A 25,647-nucleotide genomic window follows, 5' to 3' on the forward strand; every position below is an offset into this window, starting at 1 on the left:
TGAACCATTGCGCACGCCCGGTCTTATCCCGGCGGGAGGACCTGCCATGACACCACGCAACGGGCATGATCGCGGATTGTGGCCGCTCGACGCGGACGAACGGGATGGCGAGCCGATCGATGACGAGCGCGACCTCGCGACCGGCGAGGGCGGCACCATCGAGGTGCCGCTGACCGACGAGGACATCGCCAACGACGATTGACCGCGCTCAGGATTCCGGCGGCACCGTCGCCAGCCAGTGCCGGGCGATGTCGGCGCGCGGCGCGATCCACGCCGCACCGTTGCCTGTGATGTGATTGAGGATGCGGTCGAGCGCGCCGATCCGGCCGGGGCGGCCGATCATGCGCAGATGCAGCCCGATCGACAGCATCTTCGGCGCCGTCGCGCCCTCGCGCACCAGCCAGTCGAAGGCGTCGATGACGTAGTCGGCGAAGTCCGCGCCGCGGAAGCGCGAGCCGTTGAAGAACTGCATGTCGTTGCTGTCGAAGGCGTAAGGCAGCACCAGATGCGGGCGGCCGGCGACGGCGACATAATACGGCAGGTCGTCATTGTAGGCGTCGCTGTCGTAGAGGAAGCCGCCCTGCTCGACCAGCAGCCGCCGCGTGTTGGGCGAGCTCGCCGAGCGCGTGTGCCATCCCAACGGCGGCCTGCCGGTGACGCGCTGGATCGTCTCCACCGTGCGCGCGATCACGCGGCGCTCCTCGGTCTCGCCCATGCCGGCGTGGCTCTGCCAGCGCCAGCCATGCGCAGAGATCTCATGGTCGCGCGCCACGGCATCGCGGGCGAGCTCCGGCGAACGCTCCACCGCGCGGCCGCAGGCGCTGACGGTGACCTTGACGCCATGGCTGTCGAACAGGTCCATGATGCGCCACCACGCCGCCCGCGTGCCGTATTCGAAATGGCTGTCGATGCAGGGGTCGGGGCCGTCGAGCCGGTGCACGACCTCGTAGATCGCCTCGTTGCTCGTATCGCCGTCGCACATCGAGAATTCAGAGCCCTCCTCGAAATTCACCACCAGCGACACCGCGACGCGTGCGTCGTGGGGCCAACGCGGATGCGGCGGCCTGCCGGCATAGCCCGTGAGATCGCGGCGGAAGGCAGGCTGTGAGGTCATCGTGTCAATCCGCGGTTCCGGCCATGCGGTGCAGGCCGACCAGGCGATCGCTGATCAGCAGCAGCACCAGGGTGCCGGCAAGAATGAGGGTGGAGAGCGCGGCCAACGTCGGATCGGGCGCCTCCTCGATATATTGCAGCATGCGGATCGGCAGCGTCTTGGAGCGGACGTCGGTGAGGAAGATCGAGACCGGATAATTGTCGAACGAGGCCAGCAGGCTGAACAGACCTGCGATCAGGAACGACGGCGCCAAAGCCGGCACCATCACCCTCATCACGCTGCCGGCATAGGTGCAGCCGAGCGTGCGCGCGGCTTCTATCAGGGTGAAGTCGAAGCGAGAGAGCCCGGCGATCATGGTGCGCGCGACGTAAGGCAGCGTGACCACGAGATGCGCCACCAGCAGCGCGCTCCAGGTCGCGGTGAAGCCGATCATGCGGAAATATTGCAGGAGCGCGATGCCGAGCACGAGGCCGGGCATCATCAAGGGCGACACCAGCAGCGTGCCGAGCGCCGTCGCGCCGGGCAGCCGGCCACGCGCGATCGCGATGGCGGCGAGCGTGCCGGCGACCAGCGACAACGCGGTCGACAGAACCGCGATCTGCAGCGACAAGAACAGCGACGGCCAGAAGCCGTCGAGCCGGCCGATGCGGCCATACCAGCGCAGCGATGCGCCCGACAGCGGCAGGTCGAACACCGGCGTCGGCGAGAAGCTGGCCGCGACGATCACGACCAGCGGCAGCAGCAGGAACAATGCGAGCCCGATCGCGAGCACCCAGCAGACGATGATGGCAAGCCGCGACATCATTTGGGCTCCCGCGACAGCGTCGCGCTGAGCGCGACGACGATGACGGCGATCGCCAGCAGCACCACGCCCGCGGCGGCGCCGAAGCCGGGCTCGCGCGCCAGCAGATAGGCCTTGGCGATGGTGGTGGCGAGCGTCGGATATTTCTCGCCGACGAGCAGCGTCGGCACCACATAGGCCGACACCGACAGCGAGAACACCAGCGCCACGCCGGCGATGATGCCCGGCAGGGTCAGCGGCAGGATGACACGGAAGAACACGACCAGCGGCGAGGCGCCGAGCGTCGCGGCGGCTTCCGCATAGCGCCCGTCGAGCTGTGCCACCACCGCGTAGATCGGCAGCGCCATGAACGGCAGGAAGATGTTGACGGCGCCGACGATCAGCGCGGTCTGGGTGAAGATCATGCGGATGGGGTCCTCGATGATCCCCACCGCGATCAGCACCGCGTTGATGAGGCCGTCGCTGCGCAGCAGGATGGTCCAGGCGAAGGCCTTGACGATGACGGAGGCGGCGAGCGGCAGGAACAAGGTCGCCAGCAGGATCGAGCGCAGCGGCCCGCGCGCGCGCGCCAGCGCGAACGCCGCGGGATAGGAGACGAGGAAGGCGATCAGGGTCGTCAGCAGGCCGAGCCGCAGCGAGTTCCAGATCACGCCGAGGTAATAGGGCGTGCCGAGCAGCCGGACGTAATGCGCCGAGGTGACGCCGCCCTTGGGGTCGAGCACGCTGACGCCGAGCAGCAGCGCCAGCGGCAGCACGAACACCAGCGCGATGATCAGCAGCGATGGCGCGACGAAGCCGAACGCCGCGAGCCGCTCGCGATCCGGCGCGGGCTTGACGATCGGCGCTGATAGCACGGCGTCGGTCATGGTCAGGCCTCGGCGGCGAAGGCGAAGGTTTCGGCGATGGGCCAGGCGAAGCGGACCTCGTCATGCACGCGCGGCAGCTCGGCCTCGCGGCCCGACAGCTCGGCGAGCAGGCTCGCGCCAGCGCCGGCATCGACGTCCACCAGGGTCCGCGAGCCCTGGAACACGACCGACCGAACGCGGCCGGTCGCGGAGTTGGCACCGTCACCAGCGCCCAGCCGCAACTGCTCCGGCCGCGTCGCCACGATCACCGAGGCGCCCGGCTGGAACGCGCCGCGCGCCGACAGACGGCCGACCGGCGTCACCACCTCCACGGTGCCGTCCTGCGCGCCGACAACCTGGCCGGCGATGCGCGTCGACAGCCCGACGAAGTTGAGCGCGAACAGGCTGGCCGGCCGGGCATACAGCTCGCGCGGCTCGGCGAGCTGCTCGATGCGGCCCTTGTTCATGACCGCAACCCGGTCCGACATCGTCAGCGCCTCGTCCTGGTCATGAGTGACGAAGATCGCGGTCGCCTTGACCTCCTGCAGCAGGCGGCGCAGCTCGACCTGCATCTCCTCGCGCAGCTTGCGATCGAGCGCCGACAGCGCCTCGTCGAACAGCAGCACGTCCGGCTCGACCGCGATCGCCCGCGCCAGCGCGACGCGCTGCTGCTGGCCGCCCGACAGCGCCGAGATGCGGCGGCCGCCGAGATGGCTGAGCTTGACCAGCGCGAGCGCGCGCTCGACCGCGCGGTCGGTCTCGGCCTTGGGCGTGCCGCGCACCTTCAGTCCGAAGGCGACGTTGCCGGCGACGGTGAGATGCGGAAACAGCGCATAGCTCTGGAACACGACGCCGACATTGCGCCGGTGCGGCGGCACATGGGTGACGTCGCGCCCGGCGAGCGCGATCGTCCCGGTGTCGGGCGGCGCGAGGCCGGCGATCGCACGCAGCAAGGTGGTCTTGCCGCAGCCGGATGGGCCGAGCAGGGTCACCAGCTCGCCGCGGCGGATCGTGAGATCGACGCGATCGAGCACGGTCGCCGCGCCAAACCGCTTCGAGACCCCGCTGATGACGAGATGCGGAGCGGCGCTCATGTCATCTCCTTGCTCCAGCGATCGACCCAGCCGGCGCGGTTCTTCGCGATGAAGGCCCAGTCGGGCGCGAACAATGTCGCGGGATCGGGATAACCGGCCGGCAGCGGCGTGGCCTGATTGGTCGGCGCGATGAACGCCGTCTTGGCGAGGATGCTCTGCGCCTCCGGGCTGAGATAGAAGTCGATCGCGGCGTCGGCGAGGTCGCCGGCCGGCGCGCCGCTCACCTTGGCGATGCCCGACGGCATCGAGAAGCCGCCATCCCTCGGGATTGCGAGATCGACCGGCGAGCCGTCCGCTTTCCGGATCAGCGTGTAGGCCGAGAACTGGCCGCCGATCATCCAGGCCTCGCCCTGCTCCAGCAGATTGATGGCCTGCGGTGCGTTGGTATAGACGTTCAGCAGATTGGCCTTCAGGCTCTTGATCTTCTTGAAGCCGGCGTCGATTTCGTACTGCGCCTCCTTGTAGGGCTTGCCGGTCTCGAGATGCGCGGCGGCGAGCAGCGTCCAGAACCCTTCGGTGTTGGACAGCGACGGCACGACGATCTTGGAGTCGTATTTCGCGTCCCACAGCTCGGCCCAACTGACGGGCGGCGTCTTCATGCGCCTGGTGGAATAGGCGATGCCCACCCACGGCTTCTGGTAATTGGCCCACATGCCGTCCTGGTGCACGGCGTCGTCGACCAGCTTGCCGAGATTGGGAATCGCCGACGCCGACATCTTGGTGATCAGCCCTTCGGCCGCGGCCGGCAGCATCACCGGGTCGTCCATGATCACCACCGAGATCTTCGGGCTCGCCTTGTCGGCCTGCATCTTCTGCAGATTGGTCAGCGAGTTGGTGCCCTCATAGAGCACCTTGCAGTCGAGCTTCTTCTCCAGCACCGGAAACAGGTCGGAGTTGAAATATTTGGCGGCGCCGGCCGGGCCGCCGATCACGATCTCTTTCGGGGCGGCGCGCACCAGGGCTGGCGCGGCGAGCGTGGCGGCGAAGGCCGCACTGGTCTTCAGAAGGCTGCGTCGGGAGAAGGGGTGCATGACGAGGATCCCGTGTGAGCTGTCGCGTGGCGTGTCACCCGCGATCAGCAAGCGCCGTGCCAAATGTGCACATTCTTGATTCATCAATGAGATCAGCGTTCCGGGCTATGTCTCGATCCGCAGCGCGCCCGGCCGCGGACAGAATGTGCACATTTTTTGGAGGTGACGTGCCGCGGCTTTGGGCCTAGCTAAAACCTCATGGCGATGCGAGCGCAGCGAATCGGGAAGGCCAATCCCGCCGAGGACGAGGCGGTGTACCAGGCCATCCTGCGCGCGCTGCTGGAGGGCAAGCTCAAGGCCGGCACCAAGCTCGCCGAGACGCCGCTCGCCGCGATCTTCGGTGTCTCGCGCGAGCGCATCCGAAAAGTTCTGCACCGGCTCGGCGCCGAGCGGCGGCTGGAGATGATCCCGAACCGTGGCGCGCGGGTGCCGCGGCCGACGCTCGATGATATCAGACGGGTCTATGAGGCACATCGCGTACTCGAGGCCGGCGTGCTCAGCCAGCTGGTGCTGCGGGTCGATGATCTCCTGCTCGCGCGGCTCGATGCGCATCTGGCCGAGGAGCGCGCCGCTGCACAGCGCGGCGATCGCGCGACCTCGGTGCGGCTGTCCGGCGCCTTCCACGTCCATCTCGTCGACTCCATCGGCAATCCCGAGCTGTCGCGCATGCTCGCCGATCTGCTCAGCCGCTCCTCGGTGATGGTGTCGGTATACGAGCCGGCGGCGCAGTCGATCTGCGCGGTCGACGAGCACGGCGCGATCGTCGCGGCGCTACGCGACCGCGATCTGCTGCGCGCGATCGCGGTGTCGCGCGAGCACTTCCTGCATGTCGAGGGCCGGCTGCGGCTCGACGAGGACGCGGCGACGCCGTCTCAGGATCTCGCCGCCGTGTTCGCCGGACGGCGGCCGCTGCGCGGCAAGCTGCGGTCGGCTTAGTCGGACCGGCCACGTTACTTCGTCGTCAGCGCCGTCACCGGATGCCAATGATGATCCGCCCGCGTGCCTGCCAGGGGCCTGCAGCGCGCGATCATGACCTCGGCGGCGCGATCGCCGGGCTTGAGCGCAAGGACTGCTTCAAACGCCGCGATGGCTGCCTCGAAGTGCTGCGCGCGATAGTCCTGAAGTCCGCACGCGTAGTGTGCGATCCAGCGCACGTCCTGCGCGGCGACATTCTCCGCAAGCCCGACCAGCTCGTGGACGCGCAGGCCCTCTTCGCGGCCATAGACGGCGATGCGGTCGATCTCGCGGGTGAGAAACGCATCGCCCGCCAGCCGCGCGGTGCCCTCGCCGATCAGGATATCGGTGCCGTAGCTCTTGTTGGCGCCCTCCAGCCGGCTCGCGACGTTCACGGCATCGCCGATCACCGTATAGTTGAGACGCACCTCGGAGCCGATGTTGCCGACCAGCATGGGGCCGGAGTTGATGCCGATGCGGATGGCGAGCGGCCGGCCGTCATCGTCGCACAGGCCGCTGGCCTCCACCGCGTCTCGGCACGCCAGCGCGGCGCGGCAGCACAGAACCGCATGATCCGGCTGCGCGGCCGGCGCGCCCCAGAACGCCATCACCGCATCGCCGATGAATTTGTCGATGGTGCCGCCGTGGTCGACGATGACGGTCGAGATCAGGTCGAGATAGCGCGACAGCAGCGGCACGACACGGTCGCCCATGCGCTCCGACAACCCGGTGAAGCCGGCGATGTCGATGAACATCACGCTGAGCTCCTGGACATGGCCGCCCGGCCTGGCGTCGACGCCCTGCCGCAGCAATTGCCGGACGAGATCGGCGGGAATGAACTTGCCGAATGACGACAGCCCGCCGGCCATGTCATGAATGGCGCCGGACAGGCTCGCGATCTCGCGAAGCCGCGAGGGATGACGTCGCACCTGCTCGAGCGCGAAGGCCTCGACGTGACGCAGTTCGGCCACCACACGCCCGAGCGGGGCGGCGATGACGGCACGCGCCAGCGCGGCGGAGGCCAGCGCCGCGAGCACGGCGCCGATGCCGAGACCGATGATCACGCGCCGCAGCGCCGCGTCGACCGGACCGAGAAACTCCGCTTCCGGAATCACCGTGACCAGCGACCAGCCGGGAAACGGCAGCGCCGTGCGCGCGACCTCGAAGGCGCCGTCGCCCAATAGCACGCGCCCGCGCCAGGCCTCGTCGCCTTCGCGCGAGGACCGCATCGCCTGCTGCGCGATCGGCAGCAGCGGCTGGCGGCCCTGCCCGGCATTGACCTCGTCGGCGGTCTCGTCGGGCGCCGCGACCACGCCGCCATCAAGCGCCAGGATGAAGGCGGTGCCGGTGCGGCCGACCTGAAGCTGGGCGAGAAAGCGCGAGATGCGCGCGTGCTCGATGATGATGGCGAGCACGCCCTGCCGCTCCTGATAGACATCGATCGGGCCGGCCAGCGCGATCGCCGGGCGATCTCCGCTCGGATGATGATCGACGCTGAACCAGCGCGGTTCGTCCGCTGCGAGGCTCTCCTTGAACCAGGGCTGGTCGGCGACCTTGAAACGGGTCGGCTCGAAGCGGCGTGTCGCGAACTCGATGTCGCCGGGCACGACGTCGTATTCATCGACACGGCGCTGGCCGGGATGATCGGTCAGGGAGATCTCCATCATCTCCAGGCGCCGGTCGCCGAGCTTGTGGGCGGCGAAGAACGAGCCGTCCGGCCAGCCGAACGCCGCCGATGAGATCGTCGCCTGCGACTGCAGCTGCGACAGGAACACGAATTCGCGCTTGTCCGCCTCGCGGGTGTCGAGCACGTTCTGCAGGAACAGCGTGCGGATGGCGGTGTGCGCGGCGCGCGCCTCGCTGACGATCGCGCTCACCTCCTTGCGCACGGCGCCCGCGATCTGCGCGTTGATGGTGCTCGCGAGCTGACGGCTGATCGCCTCCGAGGTGCGCCACCACAACAGACTCGAGGCAAGGGCCGTCAGCAGGATCGCGGTCAGCACCAGGGCCGACACGGCGAAGCGGATGCTGACGGTCAACCGCTCGTCGGCGGCGCCTCGGCGCGGCACTCGGCTCTTTGCGCTCGCCATCATCGCAGGTGGATCTCCGATCGGACCGATCGGCGCGCGGGGCGGCACGCGAGCGGGAGCGGCCAGACTGCGCTCCGATGGCGTGAACCGCCAATGCCGGCCGGCTAAGTCGATGATGCCTGCAAAGCATTGGCACTTCGAGTCGGCTTGCGCTCGACTAGGGCAGCTCCCAAGCACGCAATACCGCTCACAGGGTCGTGAGCGGAGTCGCCGCGTAACATTGTCGTGGCGGCGGGCGAAGGAGAGATGCGCGTCGCCAAGCGAGCGACGCAGAACACGAGAGGAATTGTCATGTCCGCCAAGAGAACCGTCACCACGCTGGCGCTCGCCGGCGCCGTCAGCACCGCGCTTGCAAGCCTCGCAATGGCCGGGCCACTGACCAAGGCCGAAGCGGAAGCCGCAATGGCCGCCAAGAAGGAGAAATGCTTCGGCGTTGCCCTGAAGGGCCAGAACGATTGCGCCGCCGGTCCCGGCACGACCTGCCAGGGTACCTCAACGATCGACTTCCAGGGCAACGCGTGGAAATTCGTCCAGGGCGGCACCTGCACCAGCATCGACGTCCCCGGCGGCCGCAAGGGCTCGCTCAAGCCGATCTGATCGCTCTCGTTCACCCCAAGCGGAAAGCGGAGACGCAGCATGCGCACCGATGCCCCCCCTGCACCGGGCCCCACCATGCCGCTTCGCTTTCCGCCACCTCTCGGCGGCGTCGCCGGGACCAGCTTCAAGCCGTCGCACCTGGCCGCCATCCTGGCCGAGGCGCCGCGGCCCGGCTTCTTCGAGGTCCATGCCGAGAACTACATGGGCGCCGGCGGTCCGCCACACCATCAGCTCGAGGCGATCCGCAGGGATCATCCGCTGTCGATCCACGGCGTCTGCATGTCGATCGGCGGCCCGCAGCCGCTCGATCGCGACCACCTCGCGCGCTTCCGCAAGCTCGTCGCCCGCTATCAGCCGAGCCTCGTCTCCGAGCATCTTGCATGGTCGACGCACGATGCGACGTTCTTCAACGACCTGCTGCCATTGCCCTACACGGCCGCCACGCTGGCACGGGTCTGCGACCATATCGATGAGGTGCAGACCGCGATCCGCCGGCCGATCCTGCTGGAAAATCCGTCGACCTACGTCGCCTTTCACGACTCGACGATGAGCGAGACCGACTTCATCCGCGCCATCGTCCGCCGCACCGGCTGCGGGCTCCTGCTCGACCTCAACAACGTGTTCGTCTCCGCGATCAATCATGGCTTCTCGCCACAGGACTATCTGGCCGACGTTCCGCTCGCCGCTGTCGGCGAGATCCATCTCGCCGGTCACGCCGTGCAGGCCGACGATGAAGGCGAGCCGCTGCTGATCGACAGCCATGACGGCCCCGTCGCCTATGATGTGTGGGCCCTGTTCGCCAGCGTGGTCGCGCGCAACGGTCCGATGCCGACGCTGATCGAATGGGACAGCAACATTCCGGATTGGCCGGTGCTGAAGGCAGAGGCCGCGGCCGCGCAGGCGATTCTCGATGACCACGCACCCGACTGCTCGCAAGAGGTGCGCGATGCCGCAGCCTGAGCATATGTCCGACTATGCCGCTCAGTTCGCCGCGGCGCTGCTGACGCCGGATCGCGCGACGCCTGTCGCCGTCAGGGGTCCGCTGGCCAAGGCGGCCGGGCGCCGGTTCAACGTCTACCGCAACAACGTCACGGTCAGCCTGATCGAGTCGCTCATCGCGATCTATCCGGCGGTGCAGCGCATCACCGGGCCCGACTTCTTCCGCGCGATGGCGCGGGCGCATGTACGCGAAACGCCGCCGACGTCGCCGCTGCTCGTTGACTATGGACGCGACTTCCCCGCTTTCATCGCAGCTTACGAGCACGCTCGGACGATGCCGTTCCTGACGGACGTCGCACAGATCGAGCGGGCCTGGCTCGACGCCTATCACGCGGCAGACGCCGCGCCGCTCGACGGTGCCACGCTGGCGACGGTGCCGCCCGAGCGGTTGCCCGAGCTGCGCTTCGCCGTTCATCCCGCCACCCGCATCGTGCGCTCGGATTTCGCGGCGGTGACGATCTTCTCGGCCAATCGCGGCGATGCGCCGGTGCCGCGCATCGACGGCTCGGTCCCGGAGGACGCGCTGATCACGCGGCCCGCGTTCGACGTCGCCGTGCGCCACCTGCCGCGGGGCGGCGCGATCTTCGCAAGCCTGCTGATCACGCGGCAGCCGCTCGGCGTGGCCGCGGAAGCCGCGTTCGAGGCAGCGCCGGAGTTCGATCTCGCCACCAACATTGCCGGCCTGATCGAGGCCGGCGCCTTCACGGACATCAGTTTCGAGGACGCATGATGACGACGGACCACTCCATGGCGCCGACCGCGACACTGTCGCTGCTTTCCCTCGTCGGCCAGACTGTGCGGCTGCTGCAGAGCGCGACCCCGCTCACCCTGGTCCAGCTCGTCACTCGCATTGCGCTGGCGGTGCCGTTCTGGCGCTCGGGCATTCTCAAATGGGACGGCTTTCTCAGGCTGAGCGACACCGCCGTGACGCTGTTCAGCGACGAGTTCATGCTGCATCTGCCTGGCGGGCCATACCACTTTCCCATGCCGACGGTGATGGCGTTCCTGTCGGGCTGCGGCGAGGTCACCTTCCCCGTCCTGCTCATTCTCGGCCTCGGTACCCGCTTCGCGGCACTCGGCCTGCTGTTCATGACATGCATCGTCGAGCTCACGGTGCCCGACGGCTGGCCGATCCATCTGACCTGGGCCGCGATGGCGCTGGGCCTCATTGCCCATGGCGGCGGAAAGATCTCGCTCGATCACATCCTCGGCGGGCTGTTCGGCGGCGCGCACCAGGGCAGCGCGAGCCGTGGCATGTAGTAGCCGCGCCACTCGCAGACCTCCTCGGGCCCCTTGCGCTTGAGCGCCATCTTGACCGGCTCGGCCTGGCTGATGCCGACATGGAGCGCGAGCAGCACCGCGCCGATCGGATAGGCGAACCGGGAAAAGCGCAGGTCCGCCAGACGATCGAGCAGGACCATGCCGGCGATGATGATCAGGGGATCGGTGAAGACGAAGTACTCGACCTTCAGCCCGCGGCGGACGCCGAGCGTGTCGATACCGATGGCCGCCAGCATCAGGAGGACGGCTTGGATGGCCGCCTGCCGCTCACCGCGGCGCCAGGCCATGACAATGCCGGGGATGATCAGCCAGGTCAGGAACACGGCGGGGCGGGCCGACGATTGCAGCACGAAGGTGTAGCGCCGGATGACCCCGAGGACGCCGGACAGCAACAGGCCGATCGCACCGCCCAGGCTGCCGGCGGCCTCGGGCGCGTCGACATAGGTGATCATCTTCTCGAGCGGATTGAGCACGACCACGACATCGTTGATGTCGTAGCTCAACTTCAGTGCCAGCAGGCCGAGGCTTGCGCCGGCCACCACCGCCAGCAGCGCCGCGACGGTCTCGGCCGCGCTCACGCGCCATAACCATGCGAAGGCGGCCATGCAGACCGCGACCACGCCGAGCAGCGCGAACTGATAGAGGCCGAAGCGGCCGAGCAGCATCGGCTTGAGGCCGGCAGCCGTCGCATTGACGGGGTCGAAGCCGGCGGCGACCAGCGGCCAGGCGGCGATCGCGGCGACGATCGCCGCCACGGCCGCGACCATGACGGCCGCCCACGCGCGCGAGCTTTGCCAGAACGCCACGCTTGCGCTCGTCGCCGTCCCGAACGGCAACACCAGCACGGGAATGGCGGCGATCAGCAGGATCGCATGCACCTTGTTCTCCAGGCCGAGCATGCAGAGCAGCGCGGCGAGTCCGACGGCGAGCGGCCGCGTCAGGCTGGCGCGGCGCGCGACCGCGATCAGGATCATCAGCGCGAGGATGCAGAACGACGCCGCGATCATCTCGCTGCGCAGGATGCGCAGATGCATCTGCACGCCGCCGGAGAAGGCGAAGGCGGTGACGGCGAGCATGGCGATGCGCCAATCCGACACCAGCCGGCGCGCGGCCCAAGCAAAGGCGAGGATGATGCCGGCGGCCGTCAGCAGCGCGGCGACGCGTCCGGCATGGACGGCGCCGGTCATCGCGACATCGAAGGCGGCGCGATCGGCGGGGATCGCCGACAATGTCCAGGCGTCGAGCAGGCCGAGCCGATGCAGCAGCGCGAACCAGGTCTCGACCGAGAGGATGGTGAGATAGGCCGGGTGATCGAAGAAGGCCTGTGCACCGCCATCGTTCATGGCGAGCGCATTGTAGATCACCATGAAGTCCATGTCGGCATTGCGCCAATAGACCGTGAAATAGCCGACGAGAAGGAACGAGACGAATGACAGCAGCAATGCGACGGCAACGCCGCCGCGCCAGCCGAACGGGGTCAGGCGATCGAGCGCGTCGACGCCTCTGGTCATGCGGACATCGCGAAAGTGGCGCAGTCGTCACCTCGCCCCGCTTGCGGGGAGAGGTCGGATTGCATCGAAGATGCAATCCGGGTGAGGGGGACTCTCCACGATCTCAGTGCGTGGAAGGTCCCCCTCACCCCGACCCTCTCCCCGCAAGCGGGGCGAGGGAGCGCACCGCGAGCGGCGCTCGATCCGCGGTCCCACACCCACATCCTCAGATCGCCTTGATCTTGAAGAACGCGAACACGACCATCTTCAGCAGCATCCAGCCGTGGCGGAAGCGGGAGATCTGGGTTTCGCCATAGCTGCGCGCGGCGTAGCGGATCGGCAGGTCGATCGATTTCAGGTTCAGCTTGGAGGCGCCGAAGATCAGGTCGAAATCGCCGAACGGATCGAAATCGCCGAAATAGGCCTTGCCGGCCTTGAGCCTGACATAGTCGCTGCGGCGGAGCACCTTGGTGCCGCAGAGCGTATCGGTGTAGCGCTGGTTCAGGAGCCACGAGAACAGATAGGAGAAGGTCTTGTTGGCGATGAGGTTGAGAAACCGCATCGCGCCCTCGTCCATCGGATAGACCAGGCGCGAGCCGTTGATGAACTCGCCCTTGCCGGAACGCAGCGCCTCGAAGAATTTCGGCAGTTGCTCCGGCGGCATGGTGAGGTCGGCATCGAGGATCATCAGCACGTCGCCGCGCGCGGCGTCGAACGCGGTGAACACCGCGTCGGCCTTGCCCTTGCCGGGCTGGCGCATCAGCTTGATGTCGTGATCGGGGAATGCCGCGCGCACCCGCTCCATCTCCTCATAGGTACCGTCCTGGCTGTGGCCCTCGACGAAGATGATCTCGACATCGTTGCAGAACGCCGCGATGCGCCGGACCGCCGGCTCGATGTTGCCGCGCTCGTTGCGCGCGGGGATGACGACGGTGGCCGAGCGGACGTCGTCGCTCACGCAGCGCAGCGAACGCGACACCAGATAGTGCCGCAGCGCCAGCGCGCGCAGGCCCGGCAGCACGCTGAGGAAGCGGTTGGCGAAACGGCCGAAGCCGTAGAGCCGCAGCGGCGAGAGCACGCGCTGCTCTGATTTGACGGGGTCGAAATCGGCCAGGTGCGCCAGGCTGCGCAGGTCGGCTGGCGACAGCACGTTCTGCTCCGGCTGCGGCATCCGCAGGCCCAGTGCTTCCGCAGCCTTCAGCAGCGGATACCAGAGGTGCGAGAAGTAGCCGATGACGAGTCGCGTCTCGCGCGTGCACAGCGGGTGCAATTGCTCGATGAACTGCTGGCAGTCGTCGAGCGAACCGATGGTGTCGAGCACCAGAATGACATCGAACGGGCCGGTGGCGGCGGCGAGCGTGGCCGGATCCTCCGCGTCGCCCAGAATGAAGGTCAGCTCAGGATGCCGGCTGCGGGCGATCTTGATCTGCTTTTCGCTGAAGTCGATGCCGACGCCGTAGGACGGCGCGAGCGATGCCAGGGTATCGCCGAGGCCGCAGCCGATCTCGAGCACGCGGCTGCCCGGCGGGATCAGGAAGCGCAGATAGCACTCGTCCTCGCTGTGAAAGAACGCCGCCTTGTCGCGCCAGCCGGCGCGCGCATCGGCGAAATCGTTGGCATGGTCGAGGATGGCCGCCTTGCGCGGTGACAGCGCCTTCGTTGCCGACGACGGGGTTGCGGCAACCTGCGACCGCTCGCATTCGTCCTGCCGGACCTGCTCGTCCAACTCCGCCACCTGATACCACCCCTGTTAGGAACTACGTCCTTCTAGGCCAGCCCGGTTGGGCGGAGTCAAGGCGGCGGCAGAGAAGTCCTCCGCTCTATCGGCATCGTGGCGCCCCCGCTCTGACGCGCGACGGAAACGAGCAGACATCGGCCAGCCACAATGAGGCCGCCGCGATCGTTCGGGCCGCATGCGTCCGATCTTTGCATCTCATTCGCGCTCGCAACTAAGCGGGCGCGGGAAGACCGGCGACGCTGGACCGTCGTTGCCAGATTGGCGCCGGCACCAACGGCTTGAGCGCCCGCGCCTGCCTTCGCGGGGCACGGAAGCACCTGACGAGCCCGCCGTCGCGGCTCCCTCTCCTATCAACACAGCCGACGCACCGCGATCGAGAAATGCCGCTGCGCTCACCGCCCGCAGCAGAACTTGTATTTCTTGCCGCTAGCGCACGGGCATGGATCATTGCGGCCGACCTTCGCGGTGGCAGCCGCCCGCTTCGGCTCCGTGACGACGGCTCGCGCGTCACCCTCGACGAAGCGCCAGGCACTGTCGGCGTCGCGGCGGAACTGCGAGACCTCGTGGTGCTCGATGGTCTTGCCGGCCTCGCGATAGCTGGCGACGAAGCTGACGACGCCGTCGGCGTCGCCGGGCTGGCCGCGGACCGACGAGACGATGCGCAGGCCGAGCCATGTGGCGCGTGTCGCCCAATCCTTCGCGGCTACCGCATCGAACGCACCGCGCCGGTCGGCGGCGAGCGTCGCTTCGACATAGCCGATGTCGCCGCGCGTATAGGCCGTGTAGCGCGAGCGCATCAGCGCCTCGGCGGTCGGCGGCTGATCGTCACCATCGAGATAGGGACCGCAGCAGCGATCATGGGGAAGACCCGATCCGCAGGCACATTGCATGAGACGACGACAGAGCTCCTTTTCCGAGATCCCACCATAGCCCGTTGACCAGCGCGCGGCACCCTGCGTTCGTCCACCGAACAAAGAGCTCGTCACCTCCGGTTGTGACCGCAAAGACGCAGTTCTCCGTTGCCGGCGAGCTGACATCCCGACGACGGCCCGGCGTGGTTTCGAAACCGGCGAATCCGTGTTAACCATTGGTTAAGAACAAGGGTGTTGGGCGCACGGCTGACCGGCCCGGCCCCGCGCGGACCAGAACCTTCCGGGCGCCGCCTCATTACGTGGCGCTTGTGACCGCAAGCCCTCCGCATCATCGGCGGATCAGGGCGCGTGAGACGCCAACGATTTCTTCGCGCGACGCCAGCCCGGCCGCAAGAACGAAGGCCCGCCTCGAGGCGGGCCGCTGCCCGATTCCCGATCAGACGTGCACCCGATGCCGGCGCGAGACGCGCTGCGTGCAAACGCAGCGTCGCGCCCATCACCACCGATTGGAGCAGCCCCGATGGCTGATGAGTCCGTAGTCGCATCCATCATTCCCTGGCAGCAGCCGAAGACGGCCAAGCCGCGTCCAAAGCGGGCCAAGGTGGTCAAGCCACGCCCACGGCCCCGAGCCGACAAGGCCGAGAAGGCCAAGATGGCGGCGCTCGATGACGAGATGCTCGCGTCCGAGACACTGATCATGCCGGACTTCCTGGAGCTCGTGAACGAGCCGGCGAAGTCCTCGGCCGCAGCCGAGCAGCCGCGCACGGAAGCAGCCGCGAGCGCCGCCGCAGCGGCGATCCCGGCTCCAGCCACGCCGGCGACGATGCCACCGCGGGAAACGCCAGCGGTGATCGAAGGCGAGGTCGTCGCGACAACCGCGCCGGCTGCTTTGGCCAAGGCCGCGACCGGGCGCATCACCGCCTCGTCGGTCCTGCTGCAGCTGGCCGCACTGGCGCTGGCCGCGGTCGGCATGGCCATGAACGGCTGGTTCGCACACTCGCTCGGCTCGAACAGCACCGCGGGCTACATGTTTCTGGCGGTCGGCGTCACCGCCGACCTCGTCGCGCTGGTGATGCCGACCTGCGCCGCACGGCTGTGGCAGGCGCGCCACCGCGCCTCGGCACTGACCGGCTGGACGGTGTGGCTGATGACCTTCGTGTTCGCGGTCACCGCCGGCATCGGCTTCGCCTCCACCAACATCAGCGACGTCACCTTGGCGCGCGCCTCGCGCGTGACGCCCGCGGTGCAGGTCGCGCAGACGGCGCTCGCGGATGCAATGACCGCGCGCGACCGCGAGTGCAAGGGCGGCGTCGGCAAGTTCTGTCGGGAGCGCGAGGCTGCGGTCGCCGAGCGTCGCCTGGCGCTGGACGCGGCGATGTCCACGGTCAGCCAGACCGCCGATCCGCAAACCGAGGCCGCGATCAAGCTGGTGGCGTGGGTGTCGCGCGGCGTGGTGAAGCCCTCCGCCGACGACTTCGTCATGCTCCGCCTGATCCTGCTGGCGCTCCTGCCGCAGATCGGCGGCGTCCTGCTGATGGTCGGGCGGAGGGTATGAGAGTCCTTGTCGACGCCGGCGATTGTTTCGCCGGGGTCGGCTCAGCGCTTGCTGCGGCCGCGTGAACGCTGCGGACGATGCGCGGCGCGCCACGCGCTCTCGAGCACGCCGCGCAGGCGAGCGGCGTCGACATCGGCGAGCGACACGGTGGTCCAACCCTGATCACCCCATTTGTTCGGGACCCGGCGAAACACGCCGGGCTGCAGGCCGGCATGGTGCTCCTGCTCGTCGGGCGTGAGCAGGACGTTGGCGGATGCGCCATCGGCGGCGAGGGTCGCGAAGGTCCGGTGCAGCTTGAACGCGGTGCGATCGAAGTGAGGCGCCGCGGTCGTTCCGGCGAACGACAGGGCGAGAGCACGAAATTCGTCACCGGTCATCTCGACGCGCCTCGTGTGATCGTATTCGAACGATAGGACTAGCATCGGCCATGGCGGTCCGCCATACGGCGGACGTCGCGCCCTGCACGCAAACGTGAAGCCCCGGCATCCCGGGGCCTTGATGCAGGTCAAAACTATACGACCTCGTTTCTATATGGCTTGTCGCAGGATGGATCAGAGGAGAGCAACCATGCCGGCACAGAGCACGATGCAGGTCTACCTGAACTGGGCCAGGGAGCGCCTCCACGAGATGGATGCCGCGCTGGAGTCGCTGGGGGTCAAGGCAGCCGAGGTCGAAGCAGCATCCAAGGTGAAGACCGAGGAGATCATGGCGGACTTGAAGAAGCGCCGCAGCGACCTCGAAGCCCTGCTCAAGACGCAGGCAGCGGCCGGCGAAGCCGCGATGGCCAGCGCGAAGACTGAGCTGGACGCGCACTGGGCCGGATTCGAGGCGCAGATGAAGGCCTATTTCGACGCCGCCGGCAAGCAGGCCGCCCAGCAGCAGGCGACCTTCAAGGACATCGCCGCCGCGCAGGCGACGGCATGGCGGGAATCGGCTGACAGGTTTCGCGAGGCGGCGACCAAGGTGACGACGGTCGGCACGACCGATCTGGACGCCGTGCTGAAGCAGCTCAAATCCGACGCGGCAGAGGCCGGCGCCCATCTCGAGAAACTGAAACAGACAGGCAGCGAATCCTGGTCGGTGCTCAGCGCCGCCCTGAGCGAATCCCGCAAGGCGTTCGATCAGGCCAATCAGGCAGCTTGGAATGCGTTGAAGGGGCCGGGCGGGAAGAGCTGAGGGCGGTACGGCCAGAACGCCGCGATCCATCATGGGGCGGCGTCGCGAAACGCGACGCGCCCCGCAGTCAACGGATGGACGAAATGTGACGGGGTCGGGGGAAGCCGCAGCACCGCCCCCAGGGCAAGCCTACCAGCGCGAGCGGACAGCGCCGCTCGGACTCACTCCCTGATCGAGTCACTGCCCTGCGCGCGGCCGAGATATTGTTTGGGAAGTGGTACTGCTCCGCCGGACTATCGTCGTAGATCGAATCAGTCCGATGCATGAAGACGCAGTAGCTCATGCAGGAAGCTTAACTGAGCGACTCGGATGGAAGCAAATGTCGCAGCCAGCCGAGATCGCCGTGTCGCTGTACTTAGGAGTACGACGCTGGACGTCGATGCACGGCGCCTGCAACCGGCTTGGGCCGTGCTTGAAGGGCCCATAGCCGACGTCGAACCAGGCGTCCGTCAGCCTCGCTTCGAACTACCTGGCGGTGGCGCGCCGCTCACGCCCGGACTGATCGCGAGCGTGGTGCCGGCGGCACCTCCCGCTTCATAGGCCGCCGTCGACACCATCCGGCTCGTGCTGCGCGCCGACCGCAGCTTCAGATCGAGCTTGTCGAACTCGGCATCGACCACCGAGGTCTTGAGCACGACCAGGCCGCGGCCGCTGCTCTGGTTGACCTGATCCCGGGCTGCCTTCATCGCCACCAGGCGGTCGGCGATCGACACCACCATGCCGAGGGCGAAGGAGGCATTGGCGAGATGCCGGTCCTGGTGCCGGAACCGGCGGTACTCGGCCGAGGTCTTGTAGCGGCCGAGTTCGGCGCGCACGGCGTTGTCGATCAGTTCCGCCAGGTAGTGCGCAACCTCGACATCCGCGGGGAGACCGAAGAACACATAGCTCGCTTCGCCGGCCGGATTCTTCTCGCGCCAGACCCGGCAATCGCAGAAATGCGCGATCGCGCCGATGCAGTCATCGAGCGGAATGCGCTTCTTGCGATGGGTCTCATAGACCTTGCGCTCGCACGCTGACGCGCGCAGCTCGAGGTCGGACAGCGACAGGTCGTGGCGATCGAGCAGTTCGGCGACCTTGGCGGCCGCGGACAGCGCCTCGTCCTCGGTGCAGCCATTGGCGATGGTCTTGGCGCGCAGCGCCTGAATGCGGGATTTCAGCTTGTCGAGCGCAACAGGATCAGAAGCGGCAGGATCGAACGTCTGGCTCACCGCTCAAGGCCCATGACAAGCCCCGCCGGGAGGTGGCCGAGGGAGGAACTGGCGGAGAGGGAGGGATTCGAACCCCCGATAGGCTTGCACCTATGCCGCATTTCGAGTGCGGTGCATTCAACCACTCTGCCACCTCTCCAGGCGCAAATCAGGGGCGAGCCCCCGGGTCGGGCGTCGTTCTAGGGCACGATGCGGGGGGTGACAAGGCAGCCGGTCGAAATTTTCCCGGGGCTTCGCGCATGCGCGCGCCATTGCGGTCCGCTCGGGGAAGCGGATCGCACGCGGCGGCTGAACGGCTATACCGCTCGGCCCCGCGCTCCGAAGGCCCAGACTGACGCGGGCCTTCGAACCCGCTGGTCTGCGCCGCGCTCGTCAGCGGAACAGGTCGAAATGGTAGTTCAAGCCGACCCGCACGGAGTGAATCTTGGCCGCTCGCCAGTCCGGCAGGTCGTCGTGCTTGAGGTCGGTGTAGAGGTATTCGAGCTTGGCCGACCATTTCGGCAGGAACGCCCATTCGGCGCCGCCGCCCGCGGTCCAGCCCATCTTCATCTTGTGGGTCGGCCCGTCCTTCAACTCGCCCGCCGCAAGACCCGCCGTACCATACAGCCACAGGCGCTGGTCGAGCACCGCGACGCCGGCGCGCGCGCGGCCGGAGGTGAGCCAGGGCATGCTGACGGCCGGATTGACGAGGTCGGCCTTGCGCGAGAGGCCGGTGAATTCGAGATCGTTCTCGATGCCGACCACGAACATGGGCGAGATCTGGTAGTTGTAGCCGGCCTGCAGGCCGCCGATCACGCCGGACAGCTTACCGCCATTGGCGCCGGCGGCGTTCTTGAAGGAGTCGTTTCCGGTGAAGGCGCCGCCGACATTGGCGCCGGCATAGAAGCCGGTCCAGGAAAACGGTGCCGGTGCGGCGGCAAAGGCCGGCGCCTTGTAGGTGGTCGCCGCCAGGTCGGCTGCCTCTGCCCCGCCGAGGCCCAGCGCCGCCGCCGCCACCGCCACCGCAGCCATCCAGCCTCTCGCCCGTCTGATCATCATGTCCTCACACTCCATCCGGCGCGAGATTGCGCCGTCAAATCCCACCCCATTTGGGATGTCCATTTATAAACCGACTAGACGGTTTGTAAATGGACCTGATTGATACCGACGACGATTTCTCCTGTCGTTGCGGACGCGGCGGCTGGCGACGGAGGCCAGGAGACAAAGGTGGGACCGCCGTACGCTGACACATACCGGCGGTCCCGTGTCGCTACATCTTGGGGAACCGACGGAAGAGACGGGGGTCAATCCGGCCGGCCTGAGCGACGCCGGCGACCCTGGGCCATCTGCGCGTGCATCGCAATGCGAACCGTTCCTTAACCTAACCAGTCAAGGTTACCGGGTTCCAGGCCATCCGACTGGTTGTACGGCGGTTTTCCGCACGTATGGGAGCGCGGAGGCGTCCTGTTGCAGTGCGGCATGCCCTCCCCTCCGGACCACCGAGAGACATGGCGCGGCCGCGCCAATGCTCAATCCTTCTTCTTCTTGGCCGCCTTCTTGTCGTCGGCCTTGTCCTCCTTGGCCTTGTCGTCCTTGTCCCTGCGGCCGTTCTCCTTGCGGCGGTTGGTAAAGCGGGCATTGCCCAGGCCGGTGCCGATGGTCAGCACGCCCCAGCGCTCGAACTCCTGCATGAACGGCACCTCGGAGAGGCCCTGCACGACGCCGTCATTGTGCATCAGCACCGCGGTGTCGTGATCGCCGATCATCGGGATCGCCTCGACCAGGCTGGCCGGCAGGTTGAACTTGCTGCTCTCCCAATTGCCCGGCAGGTTCTGCGCGCCCTTCTCGATCGAGCCGTCCTCGTTGATGACGCCGGGACAGGCGATGCCGATGAAGGGCGCCAGCCGCAGGTCCTCGGCGTTCGCCTCCTCGATCAGCTCCTTCAGCATCTTGGCGAGCCGCTTGACCGCACCTTCCCGCGTGGGTTCGTCATCGGCATGACGCCAGAGATCGGACTTCCACACCGACGCTTTCGACAGGTCCGGGGCCTTCTTGCGCGCGGTCTCGACCACGCCGCAGCGGATGTTGGTGCCGCCGATATCGACCGCCAGGATGCTGTCATGGGCCTCGAAGATCCAGGACGGCGCCAGATGCAGCGCGCCGATCAGGCCGGCATCGTCGGGATGATAGCGGATCGGCTCCAGCTCGACGCCAAAACCCTCGTCCTTGAGGATGATCTCGGTGCGCGCGATCGCCAGCTCGCCGAGGCGAGAGTCGCGAAAGCCGCCGCCGACCACGATGCATTCGGTCTTGGCCCAGGCCCTGGTGCGCAGGAAGCGCCGAGTGACATGGGCGAGCTCCTGGGCGAATTCCTCGATCGCGGAGTGCACCACGGCCGAGGCCTCGGTGTCGTCGCCGACCAGGATCTCATCCAGCGCCTTCTTGCTGATGGTCTCGCTGTCCTCGTCGCCGAACGGATCCTTGCCGGATTTGCGCAACGGCTTGCGCCAGCGCTCCAGGATCTTGCGAAAGGCGCCCTTGGAGGCGCGGTCGCCGAGGAAGCCGTCCTCGTCCTTGAGCTCGATGTTGAAGCTGTCGATCTCGACCGTCGGCAGCCGCGCGGCGCCGTGGCGGGCGATGCCCGTGGTGGTCATGACGTCGTCGGCCATGCGATCCTGCCCTGTTGTGCGTTGGGCTCGGACAACGGCGGAGGGAACAGTTGGTTGCGGGTCCGGTGCGCCGGGTCGAGCGAATGGCGGCAGGGATCGGCGGGATCCGGGCATCCCGTCCGACCGGCAACCGGCCATTCACCTTGACTCGCCGGCTCACCCCGCTATAAGCGCCCGATCGACCGGCGCGGGCGTTCCTGCGCCGTTTGTCGTTGCGCCCTTTCTCGAGGCCTCAAAGCCTAGGGCGCGACTTCCGGCTCCAATCGGGCCGGACCACATGAACCATAACGACTGAACAAGAAGCCGACCCGGGGCCATCGCGCTCTGAGGCCGGGATCGAACACGAAGGATGAGAACGATGTTCGCAGTCATCAAGACCGGCGGCAAGCAATACCGCGTCGCCCCGGATGATGTGCTCGAGATTGGCAAGATCGACGGTGAGCCCGGAACGATCGTGCAGCTGAACGAGGTGCTGGTGGTCGGCGGTGATACGCCGGTGCTGGGCATCCCCGCGGTGGCCGGCGCGTCCGTGGCCGTCGAGGTGCTGGACCACAAGCGCGGCCCCAAGGTGATCGCGTTCAAGAAGCGCCGCCGCAAGAATTCGCGCCGCAAGCGCGGCTACCGGGACGAGCTGACCTTGATCCGCGTCTCGGAGATCCTGACCGACAACGCCAAGCCGACCAAGGGCCCGCGCCCGAAGAAGGTCAAGGCGGAAGCCCCGGCGGCCGACGCCGCCGAGTAAGCGTGCCGGCGCGCGTCTCGCGCGCCGCACCGGCTTGAACCTCATCGCGCGTGGATTTTTCGTCCGCGCAGGTTGCAAATGTGAATGATCCCTTAGCGGAATCGCGCTAAAGGTGATCGCAAGAGATCGGAGACGAGCGATGGCTCATAAAAAGGCAGGCGGTTCATCCCGCAACGGACGCGACTCCAAGGGCAAGCGCCTCGGCATCAAGGCGTTCGGCGGCGAGCGCGTGATTCCCGGCAACATCATTGCGCGTCAGCGCGGCACCACCTGGCATCCCGGCCTCAACGTCGGCATGGGCACGGACCACACGATCTTCGCGAAAATCGAGGGCGTCGTCGAGTTCCATGACCGTGCCAACCGCACGTTCATCTCGGTACGTCCGGTACTCGCCGAGGCTGCTGAGTAGAATACGGTGGAACAATTCGCGTCCGCCGGGTCCTGACAAACCGGCGGAGCGCCAGATGGCTCCAGGGGAGGCGGGACAACCGGCCTCCCCTTTTCATTTTCGCTGATCAGTTGATCCCGAAGCGTCGATGGAGCCCGACATGCTGCAGGACATCACCACTCCCACCTTGCGCGAGGCGAGACCTTGCGTCCTCGAAACCTCCCGGCTGACGCTGCGTGCGCCGGTGCTCGCGGACGTGACAGCCATCGCCCGGCTCGCCGACGACCGTGTTATCGCCGAGAATACCCGCCGCCTGCCGCATCCCTATTCGGAGGTCGATGCCGCTCGCTTCGTTCGCGCGCTGGAACAGACGGGTGAGACCGCCTTCCTGATCGAGCATCTGGACACGCCGATCGGCATGGTCGGGATCAATCGAGCAGCAACGGGCCGTGCCGAGCTCGGCTACTGGCTGGGCGTTGCGCATTGGGGCCGCGGCTTCGGCACCGAAGCCGCGCGCGCCGCGATCGACCATTTCTTCGAGACGAGCGAGGACAATTCGCTGATCGGGCACGCCCGCGTCAGCAACCCAGCCTCGCGCAACATCCTGGAAAAGTGCGGCTTCCAATGGACCGGCGTCGAGCTGCACCGCTTCGAGGTGATCGGCTCCTCCGCCCCGGTCGACGCCTTCCGCCTGACCCGCGGCGTCTGGTCCTCGCTGAAGGCCTGGGCCAATGCGGGGCGGCGGAGTTAGGCCGGGCCACCCTCCCCGCCTCACGTGTCGCTTCGCTCCGCGTGAGGCGACCCTCCCCCTCCAGGGGAGGGTCGCATCTCAGGCCGGCGGATTCACCGCACCCTGGCCCTGCCCCAGGCTGCGCTCGCGCAGATAGATGTACAGCCCCGCGCCGATGATGATGGTGGCGCCGATGATGGTGGCGGGATGCGGCACGTCACCGAACACGACGAAGCCGAACAGCACGGCCCAGACGATCATCGTGTACTGATAGGGCACGACCACCGAGGCCGGCGCCAGCTTGAGCGAGCGGTTGACGCAGAACAGCGCGGTCACCGAGATGAGGCCGGCGGCGGCGAACAGCACCAGGCTGCCGGGCGTCGGCGTCACCCAGCCGAACGAGGACATCGCGGCGCCGAGCAGGAAGGTCCCGACGAACTGCGACGACGCCATCACGATGTCCGGCGTCGCGCGCAGACTGCGCGTGATCAGCATCAGCACCGCGAACGACAGACTGCCGCCGAGCGCGATCAAGGCCGGCAGGCTGAAGGTCTGCGCCGAGGGCCGCAGCGCGATCAGCACGCCGCAGAAGCCGATCAGGATCGCGGTCCAGCGCCGCCAGCCGACATGCTCGCGCAGCACCAGCGCCGACAGCGCGGTGACGAAGATGGGCCCGGCGAGATAGTAGGTGATGACGTCGGCGAGCGGCAGATAGACGGTGGCGAGGAAGAACGCCGCGACCTCCAACGTCGACAGGATCACGCGCACGAGCTGCAGCCAGGGGCGCTCGAGCTGCAGGAACGCGGCGCGGTTGCGCCAGATGAACGGTGCGAGCAAGAGCAGCGCCGCACAGGCGCGCAGCCACAGGAGTTGGCCGACGGCATAGGTCGACACCAGGAACTTGCCGAGGGCGTCGCCGAACGAGAACATCGCAATCGACAGCAGCATCAGGCCGATGCCGGCCAGCCGCGCCGAGCGCTCATCGTTGGCGGTGGAGATTCGGGACAGCACGCTCATGATGGGGCTGCCTTATCAGGCACGCCGCCGCGGCTCCAGCCCTTCCGCATGGCGCGTCATGCAGCCCTGCTGCAACCCCTGCGCACGCCTTGTCCACGTGCTGCGCAGCGCGGCTTTACCGCTCGAAATTAAGGCTTCGGGCCGAATTAAACCCATTCCGCGGTTGCCGTGGGGACCCGCCTCGCCTACGTAGGGCGCATCATGAAATTCCTCGATGAAGCCAAGGTCTATGTGCGCTCCGGCGACGGCGGCAACGGTTGCGTTGCGTTCCGGCGCGAGAAGTTCATCGAGTTCGGTGGGCCGAACGGCGGCAATGGCGGCCGCGGCGGCGACGTGATCATCGAGGCCGTCGACGGCCTCAACACCCTGATCGACTACCGCTACCAGCAGCATTTCAAGGCCCAGAAGGGCGAGAACGGCATGGGCAAGGACCGCCATGGCGCCGGCGGCAAGTCCGTGGTGCTCAAGGTTCCCGTCGGCACCCAGATCTTCGACGAGGATCGCGAGACGCTGATCCACGACTTTACCGCGGTGGGCGAGCGCTTCGTGCTGGCCGAGGGCGGCAATGGCGGCTTCGGCAACGCCCATTTCAAGTCGCCGACCAACCGGGCGCCGCGCAACGCCAATCCCGGCCAGCCCGGCGAGGAGCGCTGGATCTGGCTGCGCATGAAGCTGATCGCCGATGCCGGCCTGGTCGGCCTGCCCAATGCCGGCAAGTCGACCTTCCTGTCCAAGGTCTCCGCCGCCAAGCCGAAGATCGCCGACTATCCGTTCACCACGCTGCATCCGCAGCTCGGCGTCGTGAACGCCGACGGCCGCGAGTTCGTGCTGGCGGACATTCCCGGCCTGATCGAGGGCGCGCATGAGGGCGCCGGCCTCGGCGACCGTTTCCTCGGCCATGTCGAGCGCTGCCGTGTGCTGCTGCACCTGGTCGATGCCACCTGCGAGCACGCCGGCAAGGCCTACAAGACCGTGCGGCACGAGCTCGAAGCCTATGGCGGCGAGCTGACCGACAAGGTCGAGATCGTCGCGCTGAACAAGATCGACGCGGTCGATCCGGACGAGCTGAAGAAGCAGAGGGACCGGCTGAAGCGCGCCGCCAAGAAGACGCCGCTGCTGATTTCCGGCGCCACGGGCGAAGGCGTCAAGGAAGCTTTGCGCAAGCTCGCCGACGTGGTCGGCGAACAGCCTGTGTCCCTCAAGGCCAAGAGCACGACCGAGAGCGCCGCGACCGAGGAGCCGTGGGCGGCCCCAACGTCACCGCAGGGTTGAACTG

General features: G+C 67.5%; 26 protein-coding genes, 1 tRNA gene and 1 pseudogene. 12 read left to right on the plus strand and 16 right to left on the minus strand.

Annotated features, from left to right (window positions below):
* Positions 1–46 precede the first annotated feature (46 nt).
* Positions 47–202, plus strand: coding sequence for a hypothetical protein (locus QX094_RS10950; RefSeq protein WP_315715974.1), 156 nt, complete (start codon positions 47–49; stop codon positions 200–202).
* Positions 203–208: 6 nt separating this feature from the next.
* On the opposite strand, the gene QX094_RS10955 is transcribed toward QX094_RS10950, so the two are convergent.
* From QX094_RS10955 to QX094_RS10975, 5 genes are read right to left on the minus strand one after another with little or no spacing between them, the layout of a single operon-like run.
* Positions 209–1,114 carry a polysaccharide deacetylase family protein gene (locus tag QX094_RS10955; RefSeq protein WP_315715973.1) on the minus strand — a complete coding sequence of 302 codons (906 nt, stop codon included), beginning with the start codon at positions 1,112–1,114 and terminating at the stop codon, positions 209–211.
* A gap of 4 nt (positions 1,115–1,118) precedes the next feature.
* Positions 1,119–1,919 (minus strand): ABC transporter permease, encoded by an 801-nt coding sequence (locus QX094_RS10960; protein ID WP_316187923.1) that lies wholly within the window; start codon positions 1,917–1,919, stop codon positions 1,119–1,121.
* On the minus strand, positions 1,916–2,782 hold the full coding sequence (locus QX094_RS10965) for an ABC transporter permease (protein WP_316173334.1): 867 nt from the start codon (positions 2,780–2,782) through the stop codon (positions 1,916–1,918). The genes QX094_RS10960 and QX094_RS10965 overlap by 4 nt, the downstream gene beginning before the upstream one ends.
* 2 nt (positions 2,783–2,784) lie before the next feature.
* Entirely contained in the window at positions 2,785–3,855 is a 1,071-nt protein-coding gene (locus QX094_RS10970) for an ABC transporter ATP-binding protein (RefSeq protein ID WP_316173336.1), read from the minus strand.
* The gene (locus tag QX094_RS10975; RefSeq protein ID WP_315715969.1) at positions 3,852–4,886 is read right to left on the minus strand and encodes an extracellular solute-binding protein; all 1,035 of its coding nucleotides are present in this window, start codon (positions 4,884–4,886) and stop codon (positions 3,852–3,854) included. Before QX094_RS10975 ends, QX094_RS10970 begins: the two co-directional genes overlap by 4 nt.
* 198 nt (positions 4,887–5,084) lie before the next feature.
* Between QX094_RS10975 and QX094_RS10980 the strand changes: the two genes are divergently transcribed.
* Positions 5,085–5,822, plus strand: coding sequence for a GntR family transcriptional regulator (locus tag QX094_RS10980; RefSeq protein WP_315825796.1), 738 nt, complete (start codon positions 5,085–5,087; stop codon positions 5,820–5,822).
* 14 nt (positions 5,823–5,836) lie between these two features.
* Here QX094_RS10980 and QX094_RS10985 read toward each other — a convergent pair whose 3' ends face one another.
* On the minus strand, positions 5,837–7,933 hold the full coding sequence (locus QX094_RS10985; RefSeq protein ID WP_316173338.1) for an adenylate/guanylate cyclase domain-containing protein: 2,097 nt from the start codon (positions 7,931–7,933) through the stop codon (positions 5,837–5,839).
* 288 nt (positions 7,934–8,221) lie between these two features.
* Between QX094_RS10985 and QX094_RS10990 the strand changes: the two genes are divergently transcribed.
* The 4 genes from QX094_RS10990 to QX094_RS11005 are packed head-to-tail and all read left to right on the plus strand — an operon-like array spanning position 8,222 to position 10,786.
* On the plus strand, positions 8,222–8,527 hold the full coding sequence (locus QX094_RS10990; protein WP_315715966.1) for a DUF2282 domain-containing protein: 306 nt from the start codon (positions 8,222–8,224) through the stop codon (positions 8,525–8,527).
* A 39-nt stretch (positions 8,528–8,566) separates the two neighbouring features.
* Positions 8,567–9,487 (plus strand): DUF692 domain-containing protein, encoded by a 921-nt coding sequence (locus tag QX094_RS10995; RefSeq protein ID WP_316173340.1) that lies wholly within the window; start codon positions 8,567–8,569, stop codon positions 9,485–9,487.
* Positions 9,474–10,256, plus strand: a complete 783-nt coding sequence (locus QX094_RS11000; RefSeq protein WP_316173341.1) for a DNA-binding domain-containing protein — start codon at positions 9,474–9,476, stop codon at positions 10,254–10,256. Before QX094_RS10995 ends, QX094_RS11000 begins: the two co-directional genes overlap by 14 nt.
* On the plus strand, positions 10,256–10,786 hold the full coding sequence (locus QX094_RS11005) for a DoxX family protein (RefSeq protein WP_316173649.1): 531 nt from the start codon (positions 10,256–10,258) through the stop codon (positions 10,784–10,786). Before QX094_RS11000 ends, QX094_RS11005 begins: the two co-directional genes overlap by 1 nt.
* Here the strand turns inward: QX094_RS11005 and QX094_RS11010 are convergent.
* The 3 genes from QX094_RS11010 to QX094_RS11020 form a co-directional block, all read right to left on the minus strand.
* Positions 10,726–12,318: a hypothetical protein gene (locus QX094_RS11010; protein WP_316185616.1), complete on the minus strand. Its 1,593-nt coding sequence runs from the start codon at positions 12,316–12,318 to the stop codon at positions 10,726–10,728. The two genes, QX094_RS11005 and QX094_RS11010, sit on opposite strands and share 61 nt — an antisense overlap.
* A 205-nt stretch (positions 12,319–12,523) precedes the next feature.
* Complete coding sequence (locus QX094_RS11015) at positions 12,524–14,032, minus strand: bifunctional class I SAM-dependent methyltransferase/glycosyltransferase family 2 protein (protein WP_315750661.1); 1,509 nt, start codon at positions 14,030–14,032, stop codon at positions 12,524–12,526.
* 395 nt (positions 14,033–14,427) lie between these two features.
* Positions 14,428–14,925 (minus strand): YchJ family protein, encoded by a 498-nt coding sequence (locus tag QX094_RS11020; protein WP_316173345.1) that lies wholly within the window; start codon positions 14,923–14,925, stop codon positions 14,428–14,430.
* A gap of 502 nt (positions 14,926–15,427) precedes the next feature.
* On the opposite strand from QX094_RS11020, the gene QX094_RS11025 reads away from it, so the two are divergent.
* Positions 15,428–16,462 carry a hypothetical protein gene (locus tag QX094_RS11025; protein ID WP_316187924.1) on the plus strand — a complete coding sequence of 345 codons (1,035 nt, stop codon included), beginning with the start codon at positions 15,428–15,430 and terminating at the stop codon, positions 16,460–16,462.
* 41 nt (positions 16,463–16,503) lie between these two features.
* On the opposite strand, the gene QX094_RS11030 is transcribed toward QX094_RS11025, so the two are convergent.
* Positions 16,504–16,839: an MmcQ/YjbR family DNA-binding protein gene (locus QX094_RS11030; protein WP_316187925.1), complete on the minus strand. Its 336-nt coding sequence runs from the start codon at positions 16,837–16,839 to the stop codon at positions 16,504–16,506.
* Between the two features lie 190 nt (positions 16,840–17,029).
* Here QX094_RS11030 and QX094_RS11035 point away from each other — a divergent pair, with 190 nt between their 5' ends.
* A complete protein-coding gene (locus tag QX094_RS11035; RefSeq protein ID WP_315716186.1) occupies positions 17,030–17,638 on the plus strand; it encodes a hypothetical protein in 609 nt (202 codons plus the stop codon).
* A gap of 185 nt (positions 17,639–17,823) precedes the next feature.
* Here the strand turns inward: QX094_RS11035 and QX094_RS11040 are convergent.
* The 5 genes and pseudogenes from QX094_RS11040 to QX094_RS11060 form a co-directional block, all read right to left on the minus strand.
* Positions 17,824–17,921, minus strand: a pseudogene (locus tag QX094_RS11040) (restriction endonuclease); the annotation flags it as partial.
* A 166-nt stretch (positions 17,922–18,087) separates the two neighbouring features.
* The gene (locus QX094_RS11045) at positions 18,088–18,846 is read right to left on the minus strand and encodes a DUF2786 domain-containing protein (protein WP_315715956.1); all 759 of its coding nucleotides are present in this window, start codon (positions 18,844–18,846) and stop codon (positions 18,088–18,090) included.
* Positions 18,847–18,895: 49 nt separating this feature from the next.
* Positions 18,896–18,985 (minus strand) — tRNA-Ser (locus QX094_RS11050).
* Positions 18,986–19,218: 233 nt separating this feature from the next.
* Complete coding sequence (locus QX094_RS11055; protein ID WP_316187926.1) at positions 19,219–19,884, minus strand: outer membrane protein; 666 nt, start codon at positions 19,882–19,884, stop codon at positions 19,219–19,221.
* Positions 19,885–20,354: 470 nt separating this feature from the next.
* A complete protein-coding gene (locus QX094_RS11060) occupies positions 20,355–21,494 on the minus strand; it encodes an ROK family protein (RefSeq protein ID WP_316187927.1) in 1,140 nt (379 codons plus the stop codon).
* 358 nt (positions 21,495–21,852) lie between these two features.
* Here QX094_RS11060 and rplU point away from each other — a divergent pair, with 358 nt between their 5' ends.
* From rplU to QX094_RS11075, 3 genes are all read left to right on the plus strand, one after another.
* On the plus strand, positions 21,853–22,236 hold the full coding sequence (gene rplU / locus QX094_RS11065; RefSeq protein ID WP_315715953.1) for a 50S ribosomal protein L21: 384 nt from the start codon (positions 21,853–21,855) through the stop codon (positions 22,234–22,236).
* A gap of 139 nt (positions 22,237–22,375) precedes the next feature.
* On the plus strand, positions 22,376–22,645 hold the full coding sequence (gene rpmA / locus QX094_RS11070) for a 50S ribosomal protein L27 (protein WP_315750651.1): 270 nt from the start codon (positions 22,376–22,378) through the stop codon (positions 22,643–22,645).
* Between the two features lie 139 nt (positions 22,646–22,784).
* On the plus strand, positions 22,785–23,375 hold the full coding sequence (locus tag QX094_RS11075) for a GNAT family N-acetyltransferase (RefSeq protein ID WP_316173383.1): 591 nt from the start codon (positions 22,785–22,787) through the stop codon (positions 23,373–23,375).
* A gap of 78 nt (positions 23,376–23,453) precedes the next feature.
* On the opposite strand, the gene QX094_RS11080 is transcribed toward QX094_RS11075, so the two are convergent.
* Positions 23,454–24,371: a DMT family transporter gene (locus QX094_RS11080; RefSeq protein WP_315825786.1), complete on the minus strand. Its 918-nt coding sequence runs from the start codon at positions 24,369–24,371 to the stop codon at positions 23,454–23,456.
* A gap of 201 nt (positions 24,372–24,572) precedes the next feature.
* Here QX094_RS11080 and obgE point away from each other — a divergent pair, with 201 nt between their 5' ends.
* Positions 24,573–25,643 (plus strand): GTPase ObgE, encoded by a 1,071-nt coding sequence (gene obgE / locus QX094_RS11085; RefSeq protein WP_315715949.1) that lies wholly within the window; start codon positions 24,573–24,575, stop codon positions 25,641–25,643.
* Positions 25,644–25,647: the final 4 nt, after the last annotated feature.

Origin of the sequence: Bradyrhizobium sp. SZCCHNS1050 (assembly GCF_032484785.1) — a bacterium.
Taxonomy (GTDB): domain Bacteria; phylum Pseudomonadota; class Alphaproteobacteria; order Rhizobiales; family Xanthobacteraceae; genus Bradyrhizobium.

What these genes read in the sequence shown, in the direction of transcription:
- QX094_RS10985 (WP_316173338.1), bottom strand. Translation starts at nt 7,933, where the DNA reads ATGATGGCGAGCGCAAAGAGCCGAGTGCCGCGCCGAGGCGCCGCCGAC.
- QX094_RS11025 (WP_316187924.1), top strand. Translation starts at nt 15,428, where the DNA reads ATGGCTGATGAGTCCGTAGTCGCATCCATCATTCCCTGGCAGCAGCCG.
- QX094_RS11080 (WP_315825786.1), bottom strand. Translation starts at nt 24,371, where the DNA reads ATGAGCGTGCTGTCCCGAATCTCCACCGCCAACGATGAGCGCTCGGCG.
- QX094_RS11055 (WP_316187926.1), bottom strand. Translation starts at nt 19,884, where the DNA reads ATGATGATCAGACGGGCGAGAGGCTGGATGGCTGCGGTGGCGGTGGCG.
- obgE (WP_315715949.1), top strand. Translation starts at nt 24,573, where the DNA reads ATGAAATTCCTCGATGAAGCCAAGGTCTATGTGCGCTCCGGCGACGGC.
- QX094_RS11005 (WP_316173649.1), top strand. Translation starts at nt 10,256, where the DNA reads ATGACGACGGACCACTCCATGGCGCCGACCGCGACACTGTCGCTGCTT.
- QX094_RS11010 (WP_316185616.1), bottom strand. Translation starts at nt 12,318, where the DNA reads ATGACCAGAGGCGTCGACGCGCTCGATCGCCTGACCCCGTTCGGCTGG.
- QX094_RS10980 (WP_315825796.1), top strand. Translation starts at nt 5,085, where the DNA reads ATGGCGATGCGAGCGCAGCGAATCGGGAAGGCCAATCCCGCCGAGGAC.
- QX094_RS11030 (WP_316187925.1), bottom strand. Translation starts at nt 16,839, where the DNA reads ATGACCGGTGACGAATTTCGTGCTCTCGCCCTGTCGTTCGCCGGAACG.
- QX094_RS10955 (WP_315715973.1), bottom strand. Translation starts at nt 1,114, where the DNA reads ATGACCTCACAGCCTGCCTTCCGCCGCGATCTCACGGGCTATGCCGGC.
- rplU (WP_315715953.1), top strand. Translation starts at nt 21,853, where the DNA reads ATGTTCGCAGTCATCAAGACCGGCGGCAAGCAATACCGCGTCGCCCCG.
- QX094_RS10995 (WP_316173340.1), top strand. Translation starts at nt 8,567, where the DNA reads ATGCGCACCGATGCCCCCCCTGCACCGGGCCCCACCATGCCGCTTCGC.
- QX094_RS11075 (WP_316173383.1), top strand. Translation starts at nt 22,785, where the DNA reads ATGCTGCAGGACATCACCACTCCCACCTTGCGCGAGGCGAGACCTTGC.
- QX094_RS10960 (WP_316187923.1), bottom strand. Translation starts at nt 1,919, where the DNA reads ATGATGTCGCGGCTTGCCATCATCGTCTGCTGGGTGCTCGCGATCGGG.
- QX094_RS10990 (WP_315715966.1), top strand. Translation starts at nt 8,222, where the DNA reads ATGTCCGCCAAGAGAACCGTCACCACGCTGGCGCTCGCCGGCGCCGTC.
- rpmA (WP_315750651.1), top strand. Translation starts at nt 22,376, where the DNA reads ATGGCTCATAAAAAGGCAGGCGGTTCATCCCGCAACGGACGCGACTCC.
- QX094_RS11060 (WP_316187927.1), bottom strand. Translation starts at nt 21,494, where the DNA reads ATGGCCGACGACGTCATGACCACCACGGGCATCGCCCGCCACGGCGCC.
- QX094_RS10975 (WP_315715969.1), bottom strand. Translation starts at nt 4,886, where the DNA reads ATGCACCCCTTCTCCCGACGCAGCCTTCTGAAGACCAGTGCGGCCTTC.
- QX094_RS11035 (WP_315716186.1), top strand. Translation starts at nt 17,030, where the DNA reads ATGCCGGCACAGAGCACGATGCAGGTCTACCTGAACTGGGCCAGGGAG.
- QX094_RS11000 (WP_316173341.1), top strand. Translation starts at nt 9,474, where the DNA reads ATGCCGCAGCCTGAGCATATGTCCGACTATGCCGCTCAGTTCGCCGCG.
- QX094_RS10965 (WP_316173334.1), bottom strand. Translation starts at nt 2,782, where the DNA reads ATGACCGACGCCGTGCTATCAGCGCCGATCGTCAAGCCCGCGCCGGAT.
- QX094_RS11020 (WP_316173345.1), bottom strand. Translation starts at nt 14,925, where the DNA reads ATGCAATGTGCCTGCGGATCGGGTCTTCCCCATGATCGCTGCTGCGGT.
- QX094_RS10950 (WP_315715974.1), top strand. Translation starts at nt 47, where the DNA reads ATGACACCACGCAACGGGCATGATCGCGGATTGTGGCCGCTCGACGCG.
- QX094_RS10970 (WP_316173336.1), bottom strand. Translation starts at nt 3,855, where the DNA reads ATGAGCGCCGCTCCGCATCTCGTCATCAGCGGGGTCTCGAAGCGGTTT.